Source organism: Pseudomonas sp. REP124 (assembly GCF_020164475.1).
Classification (GTDB): Bacteria; Pseudomonadota; Gammaproteobacteria; order Pseudomonadales; family Pseudomonadaceae; genus Aquipseudomonas.
Genome location: NZ_JAIQWX010000032.1, coordinates 15,282 through 38,844, shown reverse-complemented (window position 1 = coordinate 38,844; position 23,563 = coordinate 15,282). Strand labels below are relative to the sequence as shown.

At 62.1% G+C, this 23,563-nt stretch carries 22 protein-coding genes; 5 read left to right on the top strand and 17 right to left on the bottom strand.

Annotation, left to right across the window (positions count from 1 at the left end; all coding sequences use genetic code 11):
• Positions 1–47 precede the first annotated feature (47 nt).
• Together K9857_RS10760 and K9857_RS10755 are read left to right on the top strand one after the other, a co-directional pair.
• Positions 48–1,562, top strand: a complete 1,515-nt coding sequence (locus K9857_RS10760) for a nucleobase:cation symporter-2 family protein (RefSeq protein ID WP_224535612.1) — start codon at positions 48–50, stop codon at positions 1,560–1,562.
• A gap of 380 nt (positions 1,563–1,942) precedes the next feature.
• Complete coding sequence (locus tag K9857_RS10755) at positions 1,943–3,244, top strand: Nramp family divalent metal transporter (RefSeq protein WP_224535610.1); 1,302 nt, start codon at positions 1,943–1,945, stop codon at positions 3,242–3,244.
• Positions 3,245–3,282: 38 nt separating this feature from the next.
• Here K9857_RS10755 and K9857_RS10750 read toward each other — a convergent pair whose 3' ends face one another.
• The 15 genes from K9857_RS10750 to antA form a co-directional block, all read right to left on the bottom strand.
• Complete coding sequence (locus tag K9857_RS10750; RefSeq protein WP_224535608.1) at positions 3,283–4,515, bottom strand: dienelactone hydrolase family protein; 1,233 nt, start codon at positions 4,513–4,515, stop codon at positions 3,283–3,285.
• A 28-nt stretch (positions 4,516–4,543) separates the two neighbouring features.
• Positions 4,544–5,332 carry an SDR family oxidoreductase gene (locus K9857_RS10745; protein ID WP_224535606.1) on the bottom strand — a complete coding sequence of 263 codons (789 nt, stop codon included), beginning with the start codon at positions 5,330–5,332 and terminating at the stop codon, positions 4,544–4,546.
• Positions 5,329–5,922, bottom strand: a complete 594-nt coding sequence (locus K9857_RS10740; protein ID WP_224535603.1) for a cysteine hydrolase family protein — start codon at positions 5,920–5,922, stop codon at positions 5,329–5,331. The genes K9857_RS10745 and K9857_RS10740 overlap by 4 nt, the downstream gene beginning before the upstream one ends.
• Positions 5,922–6,455, bottom strand: a complete 534-nt coding sequence (locus K9857_RS10735; protein WP_224535600.1) for an aromatic-ring-hydroxylating dioxygenase subunit beta — start codon at positions 6,453–6,455, stop codon at positions 5,922–5,924. Before K9857_RS10735 ends, K9857_RS10740 begins: the two co-directional genes overlap by 1 nt.
• Entirely contained in the window at positions 6,445–7,776 is a 1,332-nt protein-coding gene (locus tag K9857_RS10730) for an aromatic ring-hydroxylating dioxygenase subunit alpha (protein WP_224535598.1), read from the bottom strand. The genes K9857_RS10735 and K9857_RS10730 overlap by 11 nt, the downstream gene beginning before the upstream one ends.
• Before the next feature lie 17 nt (positions 7,777–7,793).
• Positions 7,794–8,738: a PDR/VanB family oxidoreductase gene (locus tag K9857_RS10725; RefSeq protein WP_224535596.1), complete on the bottom strand. Its 945-nt coding sequence runs from the start codon at positions 8,736–8,738 to the stop codon at positions 7,794–7,796.
• 218 nt (positions 8,739–8,956) lie between these two features.
• Positions 8,957–9,751, bottom strand: coding sequence for an alpha/beta hydrolase (locus K9857_RS10720; RefSeq protein WP_224535594.1), 795 nt, complete (start codon positions 9,749–9,751; stop codon positions 8,957–8,959).
• A gap of 6 nt (positions 9,752–9,757) precedes the next feature.
• Entirely contained in the window at positions 9,758–10,444 is a 687-nt protein-coding gene (locus tag K9857_RS10715; protein ID WP_224535592.1) for an ABC transporter ATP-binding protein, read from the bottom strand.
• Positions 10,437–11,186 carry an ABC transporter ATP-binding protein gene (locus K9857_RS10710; RefSeq protein WP_224535590.1) on the bottom strand — a complete coding sequence of 250 codons (750 nt, stop codon included), beginning with the start codon at positions 11,184–11,186 and terminating at the stop codon, positions 10,437–10,439. The genes K9857_RS10715 and K9857_RS10710 overlap by 8 nt, the downstream gene beginning before the upstream one ends.
• The gene (locus tag K9857_RS10705; protein ID WP_224535588.1) at positions 11,183–12,199 is read right to left on the bottom strand and encodes a branched-chain amino acid ABC transporter permease; all 1,017 of its coding nucleotides are present in this window, start codon (positions 12,197–12,199) and stop codon (positions 11,183–11,185) included. The genes K9857_RS10710 and K9857_RS10705 overlap by 4 nt, the downstream gene beginning before the upstream one ends.
• A 10-nt stretch (positions 12,200–12,209) precedes the next feature.
• On the bottom strand, positions 12,210–13,121 hold the full coding sequence (locus tag K9857_RS10700; protein WP_224535586.1) for a branched-chain amino acid ABC transporter permease: 912 nt from the start codon (positions 13,119–13,121) through the stop codon (positions 12,210–12,212).
• Positions 13,122–13,444: 323 nt separating this feature from the next.
• Positions 13,445–14,605 (bottom strand): ABC transporter substrate-binding protein, encoded by a 1,161-nt coding sequence (locus K9857_RS10695; RefSeq protein ID WP_224535584.1) that lies wholly within the window; start codon positions 14,603–14,605, stop codon positions 13,445–13,447.
• Positions 14,606–14,708: 103 nt separating this feature from the next.
• Entirely contained in the window at positions 14,709–15,731 is a 1,023-nt protein-coding gene (gene antC / locus K9857_RS10690) for an anthranilate 1,2-dioxygenase electron transfer component AntC (protein ID WP_224535582.1), read from the bottom strand.
• A 19-nt stretch (positions 15,732–15,750) separates the two neighbouring features.
• On the bottom strand, positions 15,751–16,242 hold the full coding sequence (gene antB / locus K9857_RS10685) for an anthranilate 1,2-dioxygenase small subunit (protein ID WP_224535581.1): 492 nt from the start codon (positions 16,240–16,242) through the stop codon (positions 15,751–15,753).
• 2 nt (positions 16,243–16,244) lie between these two features.
• Complete coding sequence (gene antA / locus K9857_RS10680) at positions 16,245–17,648, bottom strand: anthranilate 1,2-dioxygenase large subunit (RefSeq protein WP_224535579.1); 1,404 nt, start codon at positions 17,646–17,648, stop codon at positions 16,245–16,247.
• 361 nt (positions 17,649–18,009) lie between these two features.
• On the opposite strand from antA, the gene K9857_RS10675 reads away from it, so the two are divergent.
• The 3 genes from K9857_RS10675 (at position 18,010) to K9857_RS10665 (ending at position 21,529) form a co-directional block, all read left to right on the top strand.
• The gene (locus K9857_RS10675; protein WP_224535577.1) at positions 18,010–19,260 is read left to right on the top strand and encodes an OprD family porin; all 1,251 of its coding nucleotides are present in this window, start codon (positions 18,010–18,012) and stop codon (positions 19,258–19,260) included.
• Between the two features lie 258 nt (positions 19,261–19,518).
• Positions 19,519–20,532 (top strand): AraC family transcriptional regulator, encoded by a 1,014-nt coding sequence (locus tag K9857_RS10670; protein WP_224535574.1) that lies wholly within the window; start codon positions 19,519–19,521, stop codon positions 20,530–20,532.
• Between the two features lies 1 nt (position 20,533).
• Positions 20,534–21,529: an AraC family transcriptional regulator gene (locus tag K9857_RS10665; protein WP_224535573.1), complete on the top strand. Its 996-nt coding sequence runs from the start codon at positions 20,534–20,536 to the stop codon at positions 21,527–21,529.
• Between the two features lie 267 nt (positions 21,530–21,796).
• Here the strand turns inward: K9857_RS10665 and K9857_RS10660 are convergent, their stop codons facing one another.
• Entirely contained in the window at positions 21,797–22,753 is a 957-nt protein-coding gene (locus tag K9857_RS10660) for a 2-hydroxyacid dehydrogenase (RefSeq protein WP_224535571.1), read from the bottom strand.
• Positions 22,754–22,785: 32 nt separating this feature from the next.
• Positions 22,786–23,544, bottom strand: coding sequence for an SDR family oxidoreductase (locus K9857_RS10655; protein ID WP_224535569.1), 759 nt, complete (start codon positions 23,542–23,544; stop codon positions 22,786–22,788).
• Between the last annotated feature and the right edge of the window lie 19 nt (positions 23,545–23,563).

Here is a 23,563-nt window from a genome sequence, read left to right as displayed (position 1 = left end):
ATCTTGAATACAGTGTGCGCATAACAAAAACCAGGGAACCCCCTAACATGAAAACGCCCCATGTTTCACACCAACGGCCCGAAGACGAAAATCTTGGGATCGGCGCGAATATGGCTTACGGCCTGCAACATGTTCTGACCATGTACGGTGGCATCGTCGCGGTGCCTTTGATCATTGGTCAGGCTGCCGGGCTGTCGCCGGCTGACATTGGTTTGTTGATTGCTGCTTCATTGTTTGCGGGGGGGCTGGCCACGTTGCTGCAAACCCTGGGTCTACCGTTTTTCGGCTGTCAGTTGCCGCTGGTACAGGGCGTTTCGTTCTCCGGCGTCGCGACCATGGTGGCGATTGTCAGCACGGACGGGGAGGGCGGCTTCCAGGCGATTCTGGGGGCGGTGATAGCGGCGTCGTTGATCGGCCTGCTGATCACGCCGGTGTTCTCACGGATCACCAAATTCTTCCCACCGCTGGTCACGGGTATCGTGATCACCACCATCGGCCTGACCTTGATGCCGGTGGCGGCGCGCTGGGCCATGGGCGGCAACAGTCACTCTCCGGAATTCGGCAGCATGGCCAACATTGGTCTGGCGGCGATGACCCTGGTGCTGGTGCTGTTCCTGAGCAAGATCGGCAGCGCGACCATCTCCCGCCTGTCGATCCTGCTGGCCATGGTGATCGGCACCATCGTCGCGGTGTTCCTCGGCATGGCGGACTTCTCGGCTGTCACCCAGGGCCCGATGTTCGGTTTCCCCACGCCGTTCCACTTCGGCATGCCGACCTTCCATTTCGCGGCGATCCTGTCGATGTGCATCGTGGTCATGGTGACCCTGGTGGAAACCTCGGCGGACATCCTGGCGGTCGGTGAAATCATCGAGACCAAGGTCGACTCCAAGCGCTTGGGCAACGGCCTGCGTGCCGACATGCTGTCGAGCATGATCGCGCCGATCTTCGGTTCCTTCACCCAGAGCGCCTTCGCCCAGAACGTCGGCCTGGTGGCAGTGACCGGGATCAAGAGCCGTTATGTGGTCGCCACCGGCGGTCTGTTCCTGGTGATTCTCGGCCTGCTGCCCTTCATGGGCCGGGTCATCGCCGCCGTGCCGACCTCCGTGCTCGGCGGTGCCGGCATCGTGCTGTTCGGCACCGTGGCCGCCAGCGGTATTCGCACGCTGTCCAAGGTCGATTACCGCAACAACGTCAACCTGATCATCGTCGCCACCTCCATCGGCTTCGGCATGATCCCGATCGCCGCACCGAACTTCTACGAGCATTTCCCAAGCTGGTTCGCGACGATTTTCCATTCGGGCATCAGCTCCTCGGCCATCATGGCGATCGTGCTGAACCTGGCCTTCAACCACCTGACCGCCGGCAACTCCGATCAGCAGTCGGTGTTCGCGGCGGGCACCGAGCGGGTCATTCGTTATCAGGACCTGGCGGCGTTGCGTGAAGGGGATTACTTCCGCGAAGGCAAACTGCATGACTGCGACGGCAAGGAAGTGCAGGTGATCGAGGTGGCAGACCACGGTCATGGCGAGCCGCGAACGACGCACGCCAGCGAGCACGCCTGACTCTCTGTAGGCGCGAGCATGCTCGCGATGGTCTTCAACGATAACGCGGGGCACCTGACACCCCGCGCTGTTCAGTCGACCATCGCGAGCATGCTCGTTCCTTCAGAAGGTCAAAGATCGCGGCTCAACATCACGAGCAAGATGCGTTCATAACTCTGAAGTTAACTGCACCGAATCCTGCAGCCCCTCGATCCACAAAATCCGCATCACGATCAACCATCACGCAGATACCAAGCCATGGCTAATAGCTATGCCCGCACACCGCCTATGGGATTGAAACATTTTTAAATATTCTCGTTTTAACTAATGTTGTACGACGTCGTACTTATTGTGTTCGACTTGCCGGGTTCTCACAAAAAAAACAATGGAGATACCTTCGAATGACCAGCATTCCCAACGTGGAAGGCCAGGCCGTGGCGCCCGCGCAAAGTCGATTTCTACGAATATTCAAACTCCTGGGCCCAGGCATCATTGCCGTATTGTCCTGGCTGGGCGCAGGTGATCTGATCACTTCGTCCGTGGCCGGTGCCAACTACGGTTACGCGATGATGTGGGTATTGGCGGTGTCTCTGTTGCTGAGATACCTCATCGTCAACATCATTGCGCGCTTCCAGTTATGCAATAACCAGGGCATGACCATCCTCCAGGGGTATGCCCAGCTCAACCCGTTTTTCGCCTGGTTCATGCTGGTTTACGCCCTGTTGATGGGGCACTTGATGAACGCCTACATGATCAAGGGGGCAGGGGAGTCGTTGGCGATGCTGTTCAAGATCGACCAGCCATTGCTTTGCTCGGTGGCGGTGGTACTGGCGGTATGGATGCTGGTCGGTCGCAACATCTACTCGATGATCGAAGGCGTGATGAAGCTGCTGCTGGCGATCATGACCCTGGCGTTCATTGCCCTGGCTGTCATGTCGGGTCCGGATGTGGGCGGTATCATCAAAGGCACCATCGGCTTCAGCATTCCGAAGGACGAAGGCGTGCATGGCGCGTTGCTCGTAGCGGTGTCGGTGATCGGCGCTGTCGCGGGTTCGGTGGCCAACTTCGTGCATCCTTATGTGATGCGCCAGAAGGGCTGGACCGGGCCGCAACACAAGCGCATTCAACGCAACGATCTGCTGTTTGCGGTGTTCATCGGGATCATCATCAACCTGGCCATCTGGATTGTCGGCGCGGAAATTCTGCGTCCCAACGGCATCGAGGTCAAAACCCTGGGCGACCTGGGCAAGGCGCTGGAAATCTACTTCGGTTCGATCGGCTGGTACGTGTTCTTCATCGGCGTATTTGCCACGCTGTTTGCCAGTATTTCGGGCAAGACCACGGCTTTCCCGATGCTCATCACCGATGCCTTCCAGCATGTCTTCCCCAAGCGTCGCGACAAGTACGGCAAAGAGTTTCACCATGATCCGATGCACAAGTGGTTCATGCTGTTCATCCTCGTCACACCACTGATCTGGTCCATGCCCGGCATGCCGGACTTCGTGACTCTGACCATCGGTGTCAGTGCGCTGAACATCGTCGGCTTGCCGATCATTTCCCTCGGCCTGCTGATCATGTCCAACCAGAAAAAACTGTTGGACAAGCAGTACCGCAACAACCTGTTCGAGAACATTGCCCTGGCGTTCGCCACCGGCCTCGCTCTGTGGGTAGCCTTCCAGTTGGGCGTTGATTTGTTCGCCTGACACCAGGTCATCGTGGGGGCGCAATGCCCCCTCGATGTTTATTCCCCGCTCTGCGCCCAGCGCCCCATCAACGTATTGGATGGCAGTTGTTCGTCCAGCAGCTTCCTGGCGGTTTCCACCCCGGCCACGGGCAAGCCCTCAGGGTTCAGCAAACCGATCTGCACCAGCACGCTGGCCTGATCCCAGTAGATGTGTTCGTGATAGAGCTTGTCGCCCCGAAACTTGATCACTCCCAGCATTGGAATCTCGACGTATTTGCCGGTCGGCGCGACGTTGGGCAGCATCCAGTCGATCTCGGTGCTGTGGGTGAAGCACATGATGAATTCATCGACGATCTGCAGGGCGCCGATGGTGCGCGAGATCGGGATGAGCTTCATGTCCGGCGGGTTGCCGTGGACGAAATGGTGCTGGTAGAAGCGGCTCAGTTCCTTGGCGCCGACACCGCCGGTCATGGTCGGAATGTGGTTGACGTAGGGTTCGGAGACCATGGTTGCCATGGTTGCGGGCACATCGCGGGTGTCGAACTCGTGGCGGATGTGTTCTTCCCACAGGGCCGACAGGTTGAAGTGCGGGCCGATCTCGCGCTTGAGTGCGGCGATGCTGCGCTCGTGAGCCATCAGCGAGGCCGGCTTGTCGTAATGCATGCCACCGGCGCGGGCGAAGGCGTGGTCGACGCCGGGATAGACATAGATTTCGGCCTTGTCGTGACCGGCCAGATGCGTGCTGATCTGGCTGCGGGCAGCGGCGTCGCAGTAAACATCGTGTTCGGCAAAGTGCAGGACCAGACGACCCTTGAGGTTTTCCGATTCGTGCAGCAGCTGTTCGATGCCCATGCCGTAGTAGCCGACGGAACAGGCCACGTCGGTGCGGGTCGCGGTCAGCCAGGCCAGCTTGCCGCCCATGCAGAAACCGACGTAGCCAAGGCCCGTACCCTCGACCTCGGGCAGCGCACGCAGGGCCTTGAAGCTGGCATCGATGTCGGTGACGGCCTTGTCCACGTCCAGGCGCTGGAACAGGTCAATGGCCACCGCGAAATCCGCTTCGCTGTAGCCCAGATCGATGCCCGGTTGCAGGCGCCAGAACAGGTCCGGCACCAGTGCCACATAGCCTTCCTCGGCGTAGAAATCGGCCACCGCGCGCATGTTGGCGTTGACCCCGAAAATCTCTTGGCCGATCACCACGCCGGGACCCTTGCCGCTGGCCGGCAGCGCCAGGTAGCCGCTGAACGTGGCATTGCTGTCCGTTGCCCGGATTTCAATCATCTTGCCCATGTCATCTACCTCATTCGGTTATCAGGTTTTATTGGCTGTCACGGTATTGCTGGAACCAGACCCGCGGCGACACGCCACGGTCCGGGCCGAGAATCGAAAAGCCGCCGTCCACCGGCACGTCGACACCTGTCATCCAGCCGGCGCCGGCGCTGCACAGAAAGGCCACGACGCTGCCGATCTCATGACCGCGGCCGATGCGTCCGAGGGGATGAAACGGCGCGCCGACTCGGTCGGCCAGTTGCGGGTCGTTGTCGCTGAAGTCGGCGACGCTGGGCGACCAGGTCCAGGCCGGAGAAACGCTGAGCACGCGGATTTGCTCCGGGGCCAGGGTCATGGCCAGGTTTTTCGTCAGTTGCAGGATGCCGGCCTTGGAGGCGGGGTAGAGCGCCCGCCCGGCCGCACCGAATTTGCCGCCGGTGCTGCCGATGTTGATCACCACGCCGCCGCTGGGCAGGTGCGCGGCGGTCTTCTGGGTAAAGATCGCCGCCGACACCAGATTGACGTTGAGGGTTTTCAACCATTGTTCGCGACTCGATGCCAGCCCCTGATCGGCGTACAGGCACGCGTTGTTGACCAGAATGTCGAGCCTGCCGAAGCGGGCCAGGGTTGCGGCGATGCAGGCGTCGATGTCTTCGTCGCACTCCACGTCGCAAGCCGAGAAGCCGCACCCTAATTCCCGCGCCAGGGCCTGGCCGCTGTCGGCGTTGCGTCCCACCAGCATCACCTGCGCACCCTCGGCCAATAGCTGCCGCGCGATGTCCAGGCCCAGTCCCTGGGTGCTGCCGGTGACAATCGCCACCTTGTCTTCGAGCATCATGCCGATTCCTCCAGTGCCTGCCTGACATCAGTGATCCGCGCGATCAGCGCCATGCTCGCCAGCGAGGCAGCATGGACGCCGCTGTCGGCACTGGCGCAGGCGTCGGCCGCTACCGTCACTTCGAAACCGCAATCCACCGCATGGCGTACCGTGCTCTCCACCACCGAGTGGGTGGCCACGCCGGCGATCAGCAGCTGTGCAGGGTTGAACCGACGCACCAGGGTTTCCAGCGGCGAGCCATAGAAGGCATTGATGCGGTTATGGGTGACCACGAACTCGAGGTTGTTGTTCTTCGGTGCCAGGTCGCTGAAAAACTCCGCGCCCCAGCTGCCTTCCCGGACTGCACCGATGGCCGCGACATTGCGCAGGATCGGCGCATTCTGGATCAGATCGGCGTAGTCCGGGCGAAAGGCCACGCGCACATGGACGATCGGCCAGCCCTTGCTCCGCGCACCGGCCAGCAGCCGGCCGGCGGCATCGAGCAGAGCATTACGCGCGCCGTCTTCGGCCCCCAGCCCGACGCGAATCTTGCCCTCCGGATGCAGCACGTCGTTCTGATAATGCAGGGCGATCACCACCGGCGCGTTCATCACACGAACACCTCGAGGTTGGCGAACACGTCGTTGCAGTTGATCAGGTCCACGCGCTTGAGCTGGATCTTCCAGCCACCCGCTTCCTGCGCCACCAGCTTGTAGGTGTAGCGACCGGCGAGCTGGCGTTGTTCCAGGCGCCATTCGCTGTACTGGAAGCTGGCGCTGACCACCAGCAGGCCCTGGGCGTCCAGACCTTCGACCATCACGTTGCCGACCAGGTGCGCGGTCTGGGTCTGCGGCTGCTGGGACCAGTTACGGGCGTTTTCCACCCGGCGAATGCGCACCTCGCGCAGCATGCGGTTTTCCCAGAACAGCGAGATGTGATCGAACGGGTTGGCCTGATCGTGCTTGTGCGGCACCCAGTACATGCCGGTGTCGGTGAACAGTTTGTCCCACTCCCAGAAGCGTCGCTCGTCCAGCAGGCGCGCCTCCTGGTACAGGAACTGTTCGATCTGGCGCAGGGTTTCCACCGGAACCTGGGCGGGAGTCAGCTGGCGGGTGTCGACGTCGATTCGGCGGTCAAGCAGCATGGGTGCTCTCCTTGGCGATCAGGGTGGCGGTCATGAACTGTTTCCAGGCGGCGAACTGGTTGCGCATCGGCAGTTCGCTGGTGCCGTTGGTGGACACCGCGCCGTCTTCCAGCGGCGTATCGGTGCCGGCGTAGCGGTGCATGCTGATCCACTCGCCACCACGGGTCATGTTGCCTTCCTGGCAACGAGCATAGACCTCGACGTCGTCGGGCATGACGTTGGAGGAGGGGGAATTGATGACGTTGGCGTAGGTCAGCGCACGGTCGAACACCGCATCCGGCGCGCCCTTGCAGCGGAAGGTCTGGATCTCGACCATGGTCTGGTCCACGGCGATGGGGCGGATCACCCGGAACTGCATGAACACCGTGTGCGGCGAGCCGCTGCCGTAGATCACCGTGTTGTGGCGGTTCATCCCCAGGATTTCCTTGGCGCGTTGCTCGCCGTAGGCCTGGATCAGGCATTCGAAGTGGGCGCGGGAAACCTCGTCGCGTTCGGCCGCCGCCGGATCGAAGATCGCTTCCATGTAGCCGTGGCCGTTGTGGTAGGCGCGCAGTTCGAGTTTTTCCCAGAAGTCGTACGGCTCGCCGTTGCCGTCCATGATCAGCAATTCGAAAGGCATTTCACCGATGGCTTCGGCTTCGCCACGGGCGGCGTCCACCGAGGATTCGTGGGTCACGCGGGCGTGCATGGTGTCGTGCAGGTTTTCGTAGAACACCTTCCAGTTCGAGCGCTGCTGGACCCGGAAGATGCCGCCCGCCACCTCGACTTCACCGATGGGCGAGCGATCGCAGAGGTTGTCGATGGAGGTGATGACGCCACCGAGGAAGGTCTTCAGGTCCGGGCCGAACGCGGCCTGGCTGGCGAACACGAAGCCGCGATAGCTCTCGACGCGGGCGACGCTGACCATGGAAAAGTCCGGGTGCTTGGGGTCGTAGCAGGTGCCCTCGAAACCGCTCTTGAGCGGCGCCGACAGGTGCTGCCCGTCGAGCTTGAACGTCCAGGCGTGATACGGGCAGCGGAAGAACTTGCCGACACTGCCGTCGCCGTCGGCCACCAGCTTGGCGCCCTTGTGCGGGCAGCGGTTGTACAGCACGCTGACCTGCTGGTTGGCGCCGCGCACCATGATCACGTCCTGATCGCCGATGCGCGTGGTGTGGTAGTCGCCGGGGTTCTTGACCTGGCTTTCGTGGCCGACGTAGATCCAGGCATTGCCGTAGATGCGCTCCATCTCCAGCTTGAACAGGGTCGGGTCGGTGTAGACGCTCTTGTGCACGCTGTCCTCGCGGATCAAGGCAGCGATTTGTTCGTTGGTCGGTATCACGGGATGTCCTCGGCTTGTCACAGATCGAGTACCAGCAGCGCGCTGCTGGCACGGGAGACACAGGTACAGAAACTGCCGCCGGCGCGGTCGCGCTCCGACAGACAGATGTCGCGGTGATCGGGCTGGCCGTCGATGACCTGGGCGACGCACACCCCGCAGTCACCCCGGCGGCAATCGAACATCGGGTCCAGGCCGGCCTCGAGCATGGCGTCCAGCACGCTTTGCCCGGCGGCCACTTGCAGGCTCACGCCGGACTCGCGCAGGTGCACTTCGAAGCCTTGGTCACCGGCCATTTCCAGGGCGCCGCTGAACAGTTCGTAATGCAGGTGATCCTCCGCCCAGCCCAGTTCGCGGGCGCAGGCCAGCACGCTGTTGAGCATGGCGCTCGGGCCGCAGATGTAGAGGTGCAGGCCGGGCCTTGGCGCGGCCAGAATCGTGGCTGCCTGGAAGCGTTTTTGCGGGTCGCCGCCACTGATCCAGCAGTGGGTGTCCTGGCAGGCGCGGGCTTCTTGTAGATAGGCCATCTGCGCCTCATCGCGACCGGCGTAATGCAGGGTGAAGGGCTTGCCCGCCGCCTGCAGCGCGCGAGCCATGCCGAGCATCGGCGTGATGCCGATACCGCCGGCGATCAGCAGCGCATGCTCGGTGTTTTCGTTCAGGGGAAAGTGGTTGCGCGGCGCATCGGCCAACAGCTCATCGCCTTCCTTGAGCGAGTGCACCCAACGCGATCCGCCGGTGCTCGCGTCTTCGAGCTGCACGGCGATTTCGTAGTGCTCGCCGTCGGGCAGGTTGACCAGCGAATAGGCCCGGCGTTGAACGCGACTGCCGGGCACATGCAGTTCGAGATGCGCGCCGGCGGTGAAGCCCGGCAGCGGCGCGGCGTTGCTGGAGACCAGCAGCACGCGGCGGATTCTGGGGGTCAGAAGTTCGGTCCGTCGGACCCTGAGCGAGAGGCTGGACATACGCAATTCCTGTCTGGATACGCAGTCACTGTATGAAGGCGGGGAGGGGCAAAAAAGCCGCAAACGGCAAAGTGGTAGCCAGATCTGGCGAGAGTGATTTCACCCTTGTTAAACACCGTCCCCTGTAGGAGCGAGCACGCTCGCGATGGACGCCGGGACACCGCGGGGTATCAGGTTTCCCGCGTTATCGTTGACGTCCATCGCGAGCGTGCTCGCTCCTACAGGTTTGCGAATTTCAGGAGTGCGCGCAGGTGCTCGCCGTCGGGTTGGGCCAGATCATCCAGCACCGCAAAATGATGACACCCCGCAACCTCGATCAAGCTCACCACCTGCCCGGCCTCACGACAGGCAGCGGCGTACTCCCGCGAATGTCGGATCAACTCCGGCAACTCCTCCCCACCCACCGTCACCAGCAACGGTGCACCCTCGCCGATCAGCCGTTGCGGGCTGTAGCGGCGGATCTCCTCCGCGCTCAGCTGCAACTTGTCGTTCAGCCAGCAGCGGCTGATGGGGTCGAGCTCCATCAGGCCGCTGATCGGCATGGCCAGGGACAGCAGCGGATGTTGGCGATGCAGCGCGGTCAGATGGCCGCCTGCCGAGTGTCCGCAGAGCACCACCTGCGGACCGATGTTCAAGGCTTCGCGGTGCGCCATCAGGTAGTCCAGCGCCTTGCCAATCTGGCCGACGATGGTGCCCATGTTCGCCTCGGGCGCCAGGGTGTACTCGAGCAGGCCGACATTGAAGCCGGCCCCGATCAGGCCCTCGGCAATGAAGGCGTAGTCGTCCTTGTCCGAGGCCTGCCAGTAGCCTCCGTGGATGAACAACAGCGTCGGCGCTCCGGCCTTCGCCTGGGCGTACCAGTCGAAGCGCTCGCGCAGCGCATTGCCGTAAGCCACGTCTCGCTGCCAGGCATGACGGGCATAGGTCTCGACGCTGCGCTGGCGGAAGCCCTGCATGATCTGCGGGAAATTCCCCACCGCCGCCACGTTGTTGTAAGCCTGATTCAGGTCCATGACGGCTCACACTCCCAGGTAGCGTTGCGACAGTTCCGGTTGCGCCGCCAGCTCCTGGGGCGTGCCGTCCCAGACTTGGCGACCCTTCTCGATGATGTGGTGACGGTCGACCACCCGCGCCATTTCCTTGAGGTTCTTGTCGATCACCAGAATCGTCTCGCCCTCGGCCTTGAGGGTGGCCAGGCAACTCCAGATCTGCTCGCGAATGATCGGTGCCAGACCTTCGGTGGCTTCGTCGAGAATCAACAGGCTGGGATTGGTCAGCAGCGCGCGACCGACCACCAGCATCTGCTGTTCGCCGCCGGACAGGGTGCGCGACAGCTGGTCCTGACGCTCGAGCAAACGCGGAAACAGTTCATAGACGCGTTCCACATCCCACTTGCCCTTGGTGGCGGTGGCCAGCAGGTTTTCCCGCACGCTCAGGGTGCCGAAGGCCCGGCGACCTTCCGGCACCAGCCCGAGGCCCGCCTTGGCGATGCGATAGGGCGCCGCGCCGCGCATTTCCGTGCCGTTGATGCGGATGCTGCCGGCGCTGGGCTTGAGCAGACCCATGATCGATTTGACCGTGGTGGTCTTGCCCATGCCGTTGCGCCCAATCAGTGACACCACCTGGCCCTGTTCGATGCTCAGGTGCATGTCGAACAACACCTGGCTCAAGCCATAGCCCGCTTTCAAACCCTGAACTTCAAGCATGTTCTTCTCCCAGGTAAGCGGCCCGCACCTGCGGGTCGTTGCGCACTTGTTCGACGCTGCCGGTCAGCACGGTCTGGCCGTAGACCAGCACGGTGATGCGGTCGGCGAGGGCGAACACCGCGTCCATGTCGTGCTCCACCAAAAGGATCGCGTAGCGGCCCTTGAGGCTGTGCAGCAGCTCGGTCATGCGCGCCGACTCGTCGGCCCCCATCCCGGCCATCGGCTCATCGAGCAGCAGTACCGAGGCCTCCTGCGCCAGTGCCAGGGCGATTTCCAGTTGCCGCCGTTCGCCGTGGGACAGCTCATTGACCGGATCCTGCGCGCGCGGGCCCAGGCCCACTTGCTGCAGGTAGCCCAGCGCAGGCTCCAGCAGGCGGGTGTCGCGGCTCAGCGGGCGCCACATGCCGAACGCCTTGCCTTCGCGGGCGGCGATGGCCAGGGCGACGTTCTCCTGCAGGGTGAATTCGGTGTACAGCTGGCTGACCTGAAACGCCCGCGCCAGGCCCAGGCGCGGACGTTGCCAGGCCGGAACGCGGGTGATGTCCTGGTCGTCGAGGTGAATCTGGCCGCTGTCGGGAAAAATCTCCCCGGCAATCTGCGCGATCAGCGTGGACTTGCCCGCGCCGTTCGGGCCGATGATGGCGTGCAGTTCGCCCTTGGCAAGTTCCAGGCTGGCGCCGTTGGTGGCCTTCACCGCACCGAAGGCCTTGTGCAGATCGCGAATCGACAGTTGTGCGCTCATGGGCGGGCCTCCACGGCGGCGTTCGACGGGATGGCGGCGATCTTCGGTTTGCGCTGCAACAGGCTCAGCAGCAAGCCGTAGACGCCTTTCTTGCCGAACAGCACCACCAGCAACAGCAGTGGCCCGAAGATCAGCATCCAGTGTTCGGTCCACTGGCTCAGTACCTGCTCCAGACCCAGGTAGGTGGCAGCACCCAGCAGCGGGCCGAGCAGGGTGCCGACGCCGCCGAGGATCACCATCGCCATCAATTCGCCGGACTTGTGCCAGGCGCCCATGTCGGGGCTGACGAACAGCGCGTAGTTGGCCCACAGAATCCCCGCCAGTCCACCACCGGTGCCGGCGATCACGAAGGCTGTCAGGCGATAACGCAAGGGTTTGAGCCCCAGGCTGACACTGCGCCGCTCACTTTGCTTCAGCCCGCGCAACACGAAGCCGAACCGCGAATTCACCAGCCGCCGGCACAGCAGCAGCCAGCCGGCCAGCAAGGCCACGCACAGGTAGTAGAAGTGGTTGGCGTCCCCCAGGTTCAGGGCGCCGAAGGTATTGCGTTCGTTGATCAGGATCCCGTCATCACCGCCATACAGCGACAGCGAACCGAGCACGAAGTAGAGCATCTGGCCGAAGGCGAGGGTGATCATGATGAACTGCACGCCGCTGGTGCGCAGCGACAGGTAACCCACCAACAGCGAGAACAGCGCGCACACCAGCAGCGCCAGCGGCCACACCACCAGCGCGCTGTTGCTGCCGTCCCAGCCCCACAGCGGCATGCCCTGGGAGGTGTGAAAGGCAATGACGCCAACGATGTAGCCGCCCAGGCCGAAGAACGCGGCATGGCCGAAGCTGACCATGGCGCCGTAGCCGATCAGCAGGTCCAGGCTGATGGCTGCCATGCCGTAGATGGCAAGGCGGGTGAAGAAGCTGACCAGATAGGGCTCGTGCAGCCAGTGGGCCAATAGCGGCATGCAGGCGAAAGTCGCCAGGCACGCAAGGTCGATGATGAGGCGTGGTGACATGAAGTTCTCCTCAGGCTCGGGCCGGCAGCAGGCCGCGCGGACGCACCAGCAGCACCAGGGCCATGACGATGTAGGCGCTGGCGGAAATAAGCCCGGCGCTCAGGGTGCCGCTGGTTTCGCTGGGCAGCAGTTGATCCAGCAGCGGCGGAATGTAGGCGCGGCCCAGGCTGTCGACCATGCCGATCAGCAAGGCCCCCACCAGCGCACCGCGCACCGAGCCGACACCGCCGACGACGATGACCACGAAGGTGGTGATCAGGATCTTCTCGCCCATGCCGATCTCCACCGACAGCAGCGGCGCGGCCATGAACCCGGCCAGCCCGCACAGCACACAACCGAAGACGAACACCAGGGTGTACAGACGGGCGATGTTGACCCCCAGCGCGCCGACCATTTCGTGATCGTCGGCCCCGGCACGGATCAACATGCCCAGGCGCGTGTGATTGATCAGCAGCCACATGCCCACCGCTACCAGCAATCCGGCACCGATGAACAGCAGCCGACTGACCGGGTACATCAGCCCCGGCAGCACTTCGACAAAGCTCGAATACCACTCGGGGGTGGGCATCGCCGGCGGGCTGCGACCGAAGATCAGGGTCAGCAGCTCGTTGCTGAAAAACACCACGGCCAGGGTCGCGAGCACCTGGTCCAGGTGATCGCGTTTGTAGAGGCGGCGCATGATCGAGGTTTCGATCAGCGCGCCGTAACAGGCCGAGCCGATCAGCGCGGCCAGGCCACCGAGCCAGAACGAACCGGTGGCCATGGCGGTGTAGGCGGCGCAGAACGCACCGACCATGTAAAAGGCACCGTGGGCGAGGTTGATCACGCCCATGATGCCGAAAATCAGGGTCAGGCCTGAGGCCAGCAGAAACAGCAGGGCGCTGTATTGCAGGCCATTGAGAATCTGTTCGAGCAATAGCATTTCAGCGTTCCTCATCCATTCAAGACACCCTGTAGGAGCGAGGCTTGCCCGCGAAAGGGCCGGCACATCCAACATCGATGTCGCCTGAAACGCCTATTCGCGGGCAAGCCTGAATTCCGCTCAGTCAAGCCTAAACACGGTCCCTGTAGCAGCTGGCGAAGCCTGCGTCCGGCTGCGAAGCAGTCGCAAAACCTGAATGCGAGGTCTGCCTGAGACACCGCGTTGGCTGATTTCACGACTGCTTCGCAGCCGGACGCAGGCTTCGCCAGCTGCTACAGGTTCTGCGGCGGCTTGACTGGCCCGCTCCTAAAGTCAGGTATCGGTCAAATCGAGCACTGCGCCGCGTAGCTGTCGGCGTGACGGGTCGCCAGGGTCTTGATCGGCACTTCCACCAGCTTGCCGTCGGCGCCGGCCTGCACTTGCAGCAGGTACCAGTCGATCACCGGGTGCTGGTTTTGCGCGAAGCTGAAGTCGCCACGGATGGAGTCGAACTTGACGTTCTTCATCGCGTCGCGGAACGCCGGCTGGTCTTTCAGGTTGCCTTGCGAGGTTTTCAAGGCGGCGCCGATCAGCCGCGCCGTGTCGTAGGTCTGCGCGGCATACACCGTCGGGACGCGCTTGTACTTCTCGGTGAAGGCTTTGACGAAGGCCTGGTTGGCCGGGTTGTCCGATTGCGGGTTCCACAGGGTCACCACATTGGTGCCCTTGGCCACATCGCCAGTGGCGGCCAGCATGCGTTCATCCATGGAGAACACCGGCACCACCATCGGGATCTGCGCCGACAGGCCCGAACCGCCGTATTGCTTGGCGAAGTTAATGCCGCCACCGCCCGGGTGGAACTGGAAGATCGCATCAGGTGCCAGCGCCCGCACGCGGGCCAGTTCCACCGAGAAGTCCAGCTGGTTGAGCTTGGTGTAGATCTCGGTCACTTCGCCCTTGAAGGTACGCTTGAAGCCGGCCAGTGCATCGCGGCCGCCCTGATAATTGGGCGCCAGGATCACCATCTTCTTGTATCCCAGCTCGTTGGCGGCGACACCGGCCATCTCGTGCGGGGTGTCGTTCTGATAGGAACCGACGAAGTAGTTGGCCATGCATTTTTCACCGGCCAGGGTCGAAGGCGCGGTGTTGTTGCTGACGTAGAAACCATCCTTGGTGGCGGTGTTGATCACGGCCGCCAGCACGTTGGAAAAAATCACCCCGGTGTACAGCGAGACGCCGTCCAGGCTCATGCGATCGGCGATCTGTTTGGCCTTGGCCGGTTGCAGGCCGTCGTCCTCGACGATCAGTTGCACCGGCACGCCACCCAGCTTGCCGCCTTCCTGATCGATCGCCAGCTGAAAGCCGTCACGCGAGTCCTCGCCCAGGTAGCCGGCGGGCGTGGAGAGGGTGGTGATGAAGCCGATTCGGACAGGCTCCACAGCCTGCGCAGCGGTCGCCGCGCAGAGGGAGGTTGCCAGACATGCACGCAATACCAGGTTTTTCATGAGGCGGCCTATGAAGTAGGTCGTGCCAACGCACGGTGGATATCGATGAGGGCAGTGTTCTGTGTTCGGACGGGCCGATTGATTGTTGTTATGGGGTGCTGCGTCAGCTGTTGCTTTCGGTGAATTTCTCCAGGTAAAGGCGGCTTTGATCCAGGCCGTGCTGCTGGCGCCAGTCCTTGATCGACTCGACCATCGGCGGCGGACCGCACAGGTACAGGTCGACGGGCTGGTCACGCAGTTCGGCCAACTCCAGGTGCTCGGCGATGTAGCCGGTCTTGCCCGGCCAGTCGGGGTTTGCGTTGCTGACCACGGGGGTGAAACGGAAGCCCGGAATGCGCGCGGCATAGGCCTCGATGCGCGAGACCTCGCACAGGTCCGCGGCTTCGCGTACGCCGTAATACAGGTGCACCGGATGACCGCAGCCACCGCGTTCGGCGATCTGGTCGAGCATGCCGAGGAACGCCGACAGCCCGGTGCCGCCGGCGACCATCACCAGCGGGCGGTCGATGTGGCGCAGGTAGAAGGCACCCAGCGGCGCCTCCATGTGAATCACGTCACCAACCTGGCAGCGATCGCGCACGTAGTCGGTCATCACGCCGCTGGGCAGCAGGCGAATCAGGAACTGCAGGTTGCTGCTGCCCGGCGCGCAGGCGAAGGAATACGAGCGCCGATGCTCGGTACCCGGCACTTGCAGACGGGCGTACTGGCCCGGCAGATAGTCCAGCGCCGCGCCCGCATCACCCACTTCGACATGGACGATGGCGGTGGTCGGCGAGACCTGGCGCACCTCGCTCACGGTGCCTTGCAGGCTGCTCGGACCGTTGCTGCCGCAGAGGCTGGAGTCGAAGTCGAAGTAGAAGGCGGCATCCGACTGCACGCGGGTCTGGCAGGTCAGCACCTTGCGCTCGGCCAGATCGCTGGCCGACAGCGCTTCATCGTCCACGTAGTCCTGGGTGTACTGCCCGGATTCACAGCGGCCCTGGCAGGTCGCGCAAACCCCTTCGCGGCAATCCAGCGGAATCTTGATCCCGCTGCGCAGGGCCGCGTCGAGCAGGATTTCGTTGTTCTGCACGTTGCAGAAGAGTGTTTTGCCGTCGGCGAAACTGAAGGCGACCTTGTACGTCATGAGCGTTAATCCGCAGGGTTCAGAGATGGTAAAAATCGAGCACGGAATTGATCGTGTCGTTGAGCAGCACCACGTGTTTGCGGGCGATCTTCCAGCTCTCGCCGTCAGGGCGCAGGCGGTAGGTGGCGCGGCCGAAGAACTGCTCGGCGGTCTGCATGCGGTAGTACTGGGTGCTCCAGTTGACCCGCACTTCCAGCTCATCGTCCGCCAGCGGCGCGATGCGCACGTTGCTGATCAGGTGCAGGGTGCGCGGCATCGGAATGGTCGAGGCGGCCTTGCCGGTGCGGATGCGGAACACCCGGTCTTCCAGGCCGCCACGGTTGGGGTAATAAATCAGCGACATGCCTTTTTTCGGGTCGGTGGTGTAGACGTGCTCCGAATCCCATTGCGGCAGGTGGAACTCGCTGTCATCGCTGAACATGTCCAGGTAGCTGTCCCAATCCTGGGCATCGCAGGCCTCGGCATTACGGTAGAGAAATTGCTCGACGCGGTATTGCAGTTGCGAATTCATGTTCACACCTCACGCAGTTTCAACGGTTGTTCTTCGGCCGCCTTGCGCGCCAGACCTTCGAGCAAAAAGCGTTGCCAGTTGGCGTGCTGGTTGACGTACAGGCCTTCATGGGTGAACTCGGTGCCGGTCAGGGCCGGAGAAATGCCGATGGTTTCGCTGTTGCGGGTAGGGCCTTCGACCCACTTGCCTTCGCCACGGGAAATGTCGCTCCAGCGTTCCAGGCGGGCCTGGAAACCGCGCTGGGCTTCACGGAATTCCACCAGGTCATCGGGGGTGCCCATGCCGGACACGTTGAAGAAGTCTTCGAACTGGCGAATGCGGTTTTCCCGATCTGCATCCGACTCGCCGACCACGCCCAGGCAGAAGCTGTTGATCTCGGTCTTGTTCCAGGCCAGCGGGCGGATGATCCGCAGCTGCGAGCTGATCTGGTCGAGGAAGAACATGCTCGGGTAGACGTTGAGGTTGCGCAGGCGGTGCATCATCCACTCTGCCTTGCCCTGGCCGTGTTCTTCGACCAGCCGCGGCATGATGCTGGCGTAGCCCGGGCGCACGGCGGGGTTGGGCATGTCGCTGAACAGCACGCTGTGACCGTTGTGGAAGGCGAACCAGCCGTCGTCGGTTTCCTTGTCGCCGGCGCCCAGCTTGCTGTAGTCAAGAGTGTCACCGGCGCTCACGCCTTTCTCGGCGTTGACCTGCTGGCGGTGCTGCACGGTGGCCACGTAGTTGTAGTGCACGGTGCTGACGTGATAACCGTCCAGGCCGTTCTCGTTCTGCAGTTTCCAGTTGCCGTCGTAGGTGTAGGCCGACTTGCCCGGCAGCACTTCGAGCTGACCGGTGGGCGACTGCGCCACCATCATGTCGAAGAACACTTTGGCATCGCCCAGGAAGTCTTCCAGGGTGTCGGTGCCGTCCACATTGAGGCTGACGAAGACGAAGCCGTTGTAGCTTTCGATCCGGGCTTTTTTCAGGCCGCGGGTGGCCTTGTCGAAACCTTCGGGGTATTCACCCGGTGCCTTGACCTTCACCAGGCGGCCGTCGCTCTTGTAGCACCAGGCGTGGAAAGGGCAGGTGAAGGTCGACTGGTTACCCTTGCCGACACGGGTGAGGGTGGTGCCACGATGCTGGCAGGCGTTGATCAGGGCGTTGAGACGGCCTTCGCCGTCGCGGGTGATGATCAACGGCTGGCGGCCGGCACGCATGGTCATGAAGTCGTGATTATTGGCGATCTCGCTTTCGTGGCAGGCGTAGATCCAGTTCTTCTCGAAAATCAGTTCCATTTCCAGATCGAACAGTTCCGGGTCGGTGAACATATCGCGGGCAATGCGATAAACACCGTCCTGCGGGCGAAAGTCCAGGCAACTTTCAATATAACTTTTCCACTGTTCGACACTTCGTGCAGTTGTCATTTCCCAGTCCTCGGCCAATGGGCTAATTCACGTCTTCATTTAATGACGTGGTGCCCGACAGGGTCTATCCGATTAGTAGTGGAAACCCATCCGGAAAATAAGCGCCGATATTCGGCTAATGGCGGCTCATGCCCCGTAAATGCTGGCTGGTGCGCAATCCTGTGGCTGAGCAAATGGCTATTTGTCCTTCAGTAACGGGATAGCCGGTGACGAACTTGTTACGGCTTAATTTCAACCGAAGCACCACCAGAGTGTCTCGCTGCAGGTCACTGGAAACTGCCATTGCTAATGGTCTTTGGTTCTGTACCGAAAGTGCCTTCCATTTATGTGTTGCCAACTACGCGGCAGGGGAAGAAATAATATGTTGCACAAAGATTGGTTAGTTCGGGGAGTTCAAACGGTCGGGCTGTTGACGCCCTTGCTGGCCCAGGCGGATGTGGTCAGCGACAGCAAGCTGACATTGGGCACCCGCAACTTTTACATCGACCGGGATTACAAGGAGGACAACCCGCCGCAATCGCGGGTGGGCAGCTGGACCCAGGGTTTCGACCTGCGTTTCGCCTCCGGCTACACCGAAGGCACGTTGCAGTTCGGCCTGGATGCGGAGGCGCAGTACGCCTTTCGACTGGACGGCGGAGGCGGGCGTGGTGATGACACCATCATCCCGTACAGCAAAAGCCGTCAGGAGCAGGCCGACGAGTACGGCCGTGGCGGCGTGACGCTGAAAATGCGCTATTCGAAAACCGAGCTGAAAGTCGGCGAGCTGCGACCGCTGTTGCCGGTGGTGATCATGGATGACTCGCGGCAACTGGTGACGACCTATCGCGGTGCCTTGCTCGAATCCAAGGACGTCGATCGCCTGACCCTGACGGCAGGACGCCTGACCGAGATCGGCGCGCGTAACTCTTCGAACTACGAAAAGCTGTACCTGCAGACCGGCTCCGGCGTGCGTCGCGGCAGTGACGGCATGAACCTCGCCGGTGCCAGCTATGCCTTCACTCCCTCGCTGACCGGCAGCTACTTCTACGCGCAACTGGAAGACATCTACCAGCAGCACTATTTGGGTATCACCCATCTGGCGGACCTGGGCGACGGCTACGGGCTGAAGACCGATCTGCGTTACTTCAACAACAGCGAGGACGGCGAGGCGTTGTACGGCGACATCGACAACCGGTCCTGGGGCGCCATGACCACCCTGAAAAAGGGCGGGCACCGGTTCGGCGTCGGCTACCAGCGCATGCTCGGCGACAGCAACTTCCCGACCCTGGGCGGTTATGTGCCGCAGCCGTTCCTGGTGAACTGGTCGCGGGTGGGCTTCATCAAGCCTAACGAAAAATCCTGGCAGGTCCGTTACGACTACGACTTCGCCGCCCTCGGCATGCCGGGTCTTAACTTCATGACCCGATACTTCAAGGGCACCTCGATCGACCGTGGCGACAACCTCAGTCAGGCGGCGGAGCAGGAGCGCGATCTGGTGTTGTCCTACGTGGTGCAAAGCGGTCCGCTCAAAGGCGTCGGCGTGGAGGCCGGCAATGTCGTTTCCAAGTTCAGTCACGGCAATGACTGGGTCGAGAACCGTCTGATCACCACCTACACCTGGAAATTTTGGTAACGCCCCCGCCCCGAAATCGAACGCGTTTGTGCGCTGAGTGACGTGCCGGGTAGCGTTTTTCCCGGTGATCGACCACTTTTGGCACCGTTGCTGTGCGCGTTAATGCCGTACAACGCGTTCGATATCCAGATAGTTTGCGATTCGTAGCCGAAAAATGCGGATATCGCCTGTTCGCGCCGGCTGGGCATAGCCCTTGCTACTTCAATGTAAATACGCGCCGAAGAGCGTGTCGAAGTCCCTTGCCGTGGGTGTACTGATATGACCGATCCAAACCTTGTCCAATTTCGAGATATCCGTATAGATCGCTACGACCTGGCCGGTGCCCGTGCATGGATGGCCGGCATTTGCGGACCGCACGTACTGCAGACCCGCCAGCCGAACCGGATTCAGTTTCATCACAAGGCCAATGTGTTCAAGTCCATGTCCACGACCCTGGGCCGGATGGAATACGGCACGGACGTGACCATCGGCGTCGAGGATGCCGAACACCTCAATTGCTACAGCTTGAGCCTGCCGATTCGCGGCGAGCAGGAACTGCTCAAGGACGGTCGCCGGTTGTACTCCAACCAGGATCAGGGGCTGATCATCACGCCCCACGAAACCCAGTCGCTGACCATGGCCGGTGACTGCCACAAGATCTCCGTGGTGATCACCCGCATGGCCATGCGTCAGACCCTGGAAGGCATGCTGCAACGGCCGCTGGAAATGCCGCTGAAGTTCGAGCCGGTGATGGATGCGGTCAACGGCGCCTCGGCCTCCTGGTGGCGGATGGCCCGTTATTACATCGACGAACTGGAGCGCGGCCAGGAGCTGTTCAATCAGGTGTTCTTCACCCGGGATATCGAAAGCGCGCTGATCAAGGGCCTGATCCTTTCCCAGCCCAACAACTACAGCGCCGAACTGCGCGACCAACTGGGCGCCAAGCTGCCGTACTACCTGGTGCGCGCCAAGGACTTCATCGAAAGCAACGCCCGTGAAGACATTCACCTGGAAGACATCGAGGCGGCGGCCGGTGTGTCGCGCTTCAAGCTGTTCGAAGGCTTTCGCAAGCACTTCGGCGTGTCGCCCATGGCTTACCTGAAGAAATTTCGTCTGAGCGCCGTGCGGCAGGAAATTCTTGAGGACGCATCGGTGCGCAACATTTCGGTGATCGCCATGTGCTGGGGCTTCTCGCACCTGGGCCGGTTCGCCAGCGAATACCGCAAGCTGTTCAATGAAACCCCCAGCGCGACCTTGCAACGCAGCGAAGCCCGTCGCAACCGGTCGTTGTGAGATGACGACCTTGCACGCGGCCACCGCCAATAGCGTGGGCCTGAACCTGTCGCTGATGTGCCGCGAGCCGGTGTTCACCAGCCGCTCGGCCCAGGAAACCCAGCGGCTGATGGGGCAGGCGCTGGTGGAGCATGAGCTGGACTGGCCGAAGGGCGGCGTCGATACCGCGTTCTATCGCGGTCAGGTCGCCAGTTGCGAGCTGTATGCACTGCGCTATGGCGGCCAGGTGGAAATCCGCCCGCGGCCGTTCGAGGATTTTGTGCTGGTGCAGATGCCGTTGCGTGGCAGCGCCACTCTGGAATCCGACGGCATGGGCTATGGCGTCAGCCCCGGGGAAGTGGCGATCCTGTCGCCGCGCGAGCAGGCACGGGTGGTGTGGGAGGAGGGCTGCGAGCAGTTGATCCTCAAACTGCCGCGGACATTGCTCGCCGCCGGGCAGAGAGCGCTGGGGGATGATTTGCCGGAGGGCTTCGATTTAGCGCCGGTCAGTCGCCTGCAACGGCCGCTGGCGATACGCTGGTTTCGGCTGGTCAGCGAGTTGCTCGAGCATTTGCCCGAAGGCGAGGCGGGCGCAACGCCTTCATGCTGGTTGCAGCATCTGGAGCAAAGCCTGCCGCTGTTTCTGCTCAGTCATTGCGGTGCTGCGCAGGAGCCATCGCCGGCGCCGCGTCTGCCTGCGCGTCAGTTGCAGAAAATCGATTCCTGCATGCGTGAGCATCTTGCCCAAGGCATCAGCCTGTCTGAACTGGCGGTTGCCGCTGGAGTGAGCATTCGCAGCCTGAACACTTTGTGCCAGCGCGAATACGGTCAAAGCCCGATGGACCGCTTGCGGGGATTGCGCCTTGAGGCCGCCCGTGAATTCCTTCTGGCACGGCCGCATTGCAGCGTGACGGAGGTGGCGCTGGAGTTCGGCTTCGGTCACGTGGGGCGGTTTGCCAATTACTATCGGCAGCGATTCGGGGAGTTGCCGAAGCAGACGGTGAAATCTCAGGTATGAGCGGAAGCCGAAAACGAAAAAAACTGCCATCGCAGACTGTGTGAAAACGCACTGAAGGCCAGTTCAACAAACGCCCCGACTTGTTCAGGGTGTTTATTTTTCCAAGTTTTTTCCACCGCTGGTCACGGGCAGCGCGACCATCTCCCGCCTGTCGATCCTGCTGGCCATGGTGATCGACACCGTCGTCGCGGTGTTCCAGTTGGGCGTCGATCTGTCGCCTGATGCCGAATCATCGAGGGGGCGCAATGTCCCCTCGATGGCCAGGGTTCAATCGGTTACCGAGCCCTGCGGTACGCGTCCGGCGAAACTGTCCACCAGGCTCGCCACCACCATTTCACCCATTCGCGTGCGGGTCTGCACGGTCGCACTGGCGCGATGGGGTTGCAGCACCACCTGCTCATTGCCGAACAGGGTCTCTGGTACCCGCGGCTCGTCGACAAACACATCCAGTGCCGCGCCGGCGATCTCGCCCGCCTTCAATGCCGCTACCAGATCGACTTCGTTGACCAACTTGCCCCGGGCCACGTTGATCAAGTAACCACCCTGGCCCAGCGCTTTGAGCACATCGGCATTGATGATGGCTTCTGCCTTGTCGGCAGCGGCGGCGAGAATCAGCGCATCGCTTTGGCTGGCCAACTGCGTCAGATCGGCGACGAAACTGTGGTTCACATCGCTCATCGGTTGCAGGTCGGTGTAGCTGATCGGGCAGCCGAACGCGGCAGCGCGGGTAGCCACGGCGCGACCGACCCGACCCATGCCGACGATGCCGATGCGCATGCCCGATACCTGGCGTGCCAGTGGCAACGGTGCCAGCGGTGTTGTGCTGTGGGGCCATTGACCGGAACGCACATAACGGTCACTGGTGCACAGGCCTCGGCACACGGCGATCAACAGGCCGATAGCCAGGTCAGCCACATCTTCGGTCAGCGCACCGATGGTTGCGGTGACGCGAATTCCGCGATCCCTGGCGTAGGCGAGGTCTACCGCATCGGTGCCCACACCGTTGACTGCTACCACTTCCAGTTTGGGTAATTGAGCCATCAACGCCTGACTGATCCCGGTGTGGCCGCCGGTGATCACACCGCGAATGTTGGCGCCATGCTCTTTGATATAGGCCGCTTTATCGGCCTGTTCAAAATAACGCCTGATGGTGAACAACTCACCCAGGCGGGTGTTGATTTCAGGGATCAGGATCGGGCTGAGCTGCAAGACTTCTGGCTTCATGTGGACCTCGTATAGCGCAATAAAAAAGCCGGTCAACCGCGACCGGCAAACGGCATGGCGGTGGCCATGACGGTCATGTTCAGGACATTCGCCGACAGCGGAAGGGCGGCGATGTAGCGCACGGCATCGGCCACGTGCTGGACATCCACCATCGGCTCCACGGCGATGCTGCCGTTGGCCTGGCGCACGCCTTTGGTCATGCGTACCGACATCTCGGTCAGGGCGTTGCCGATATCGATCTGGCTGCAGGCAATGTTGAATTCGCGGCCATCCAGGGCCAGGGATTTGGTCAGGCCCAGCACCGCGTGTTTGCTGGCGGTATAGGCGGTGCTGAAGGGGCGGGGGGTGTGCGCCGAGATCGAGCCGTTATTGATGATGCGCCCACCCATGGGCTGTTGCCGGCGCATCAGTCCGAAGGCGCCGCGGGCGCAGAGGAAAACGCCGTTGAGGTTGGTGTCGATCACTGTTCGCCACTGTTCGAAGGTCAGCTCATCCAGGGGCACGGCCGGGGCGTTGACCCCGGCGTTGTTGAACACTACGTCCAGACGACCGTACTTGTCGGTGATGGTGGCAAACAGCGCGTCGACGCTGGCTGGATCGCGCACATCAGTAGGCACGGGCAGGGCTTTGTACCCGTCGACCGACGCCAGTTCCGCCAACTCCAGCAATGGCTCCGGCCGGCGACCGGCCAATACCACGGTGAATCCGTCGGCCATCAGACCAAGGGCCACCGCGCGGCCGATTCCGCTGCCGGCGCCGGTTACCAGGGCGACTTTCAAAGGATGGGTCATCTTGTTATTTCCTTTTTTC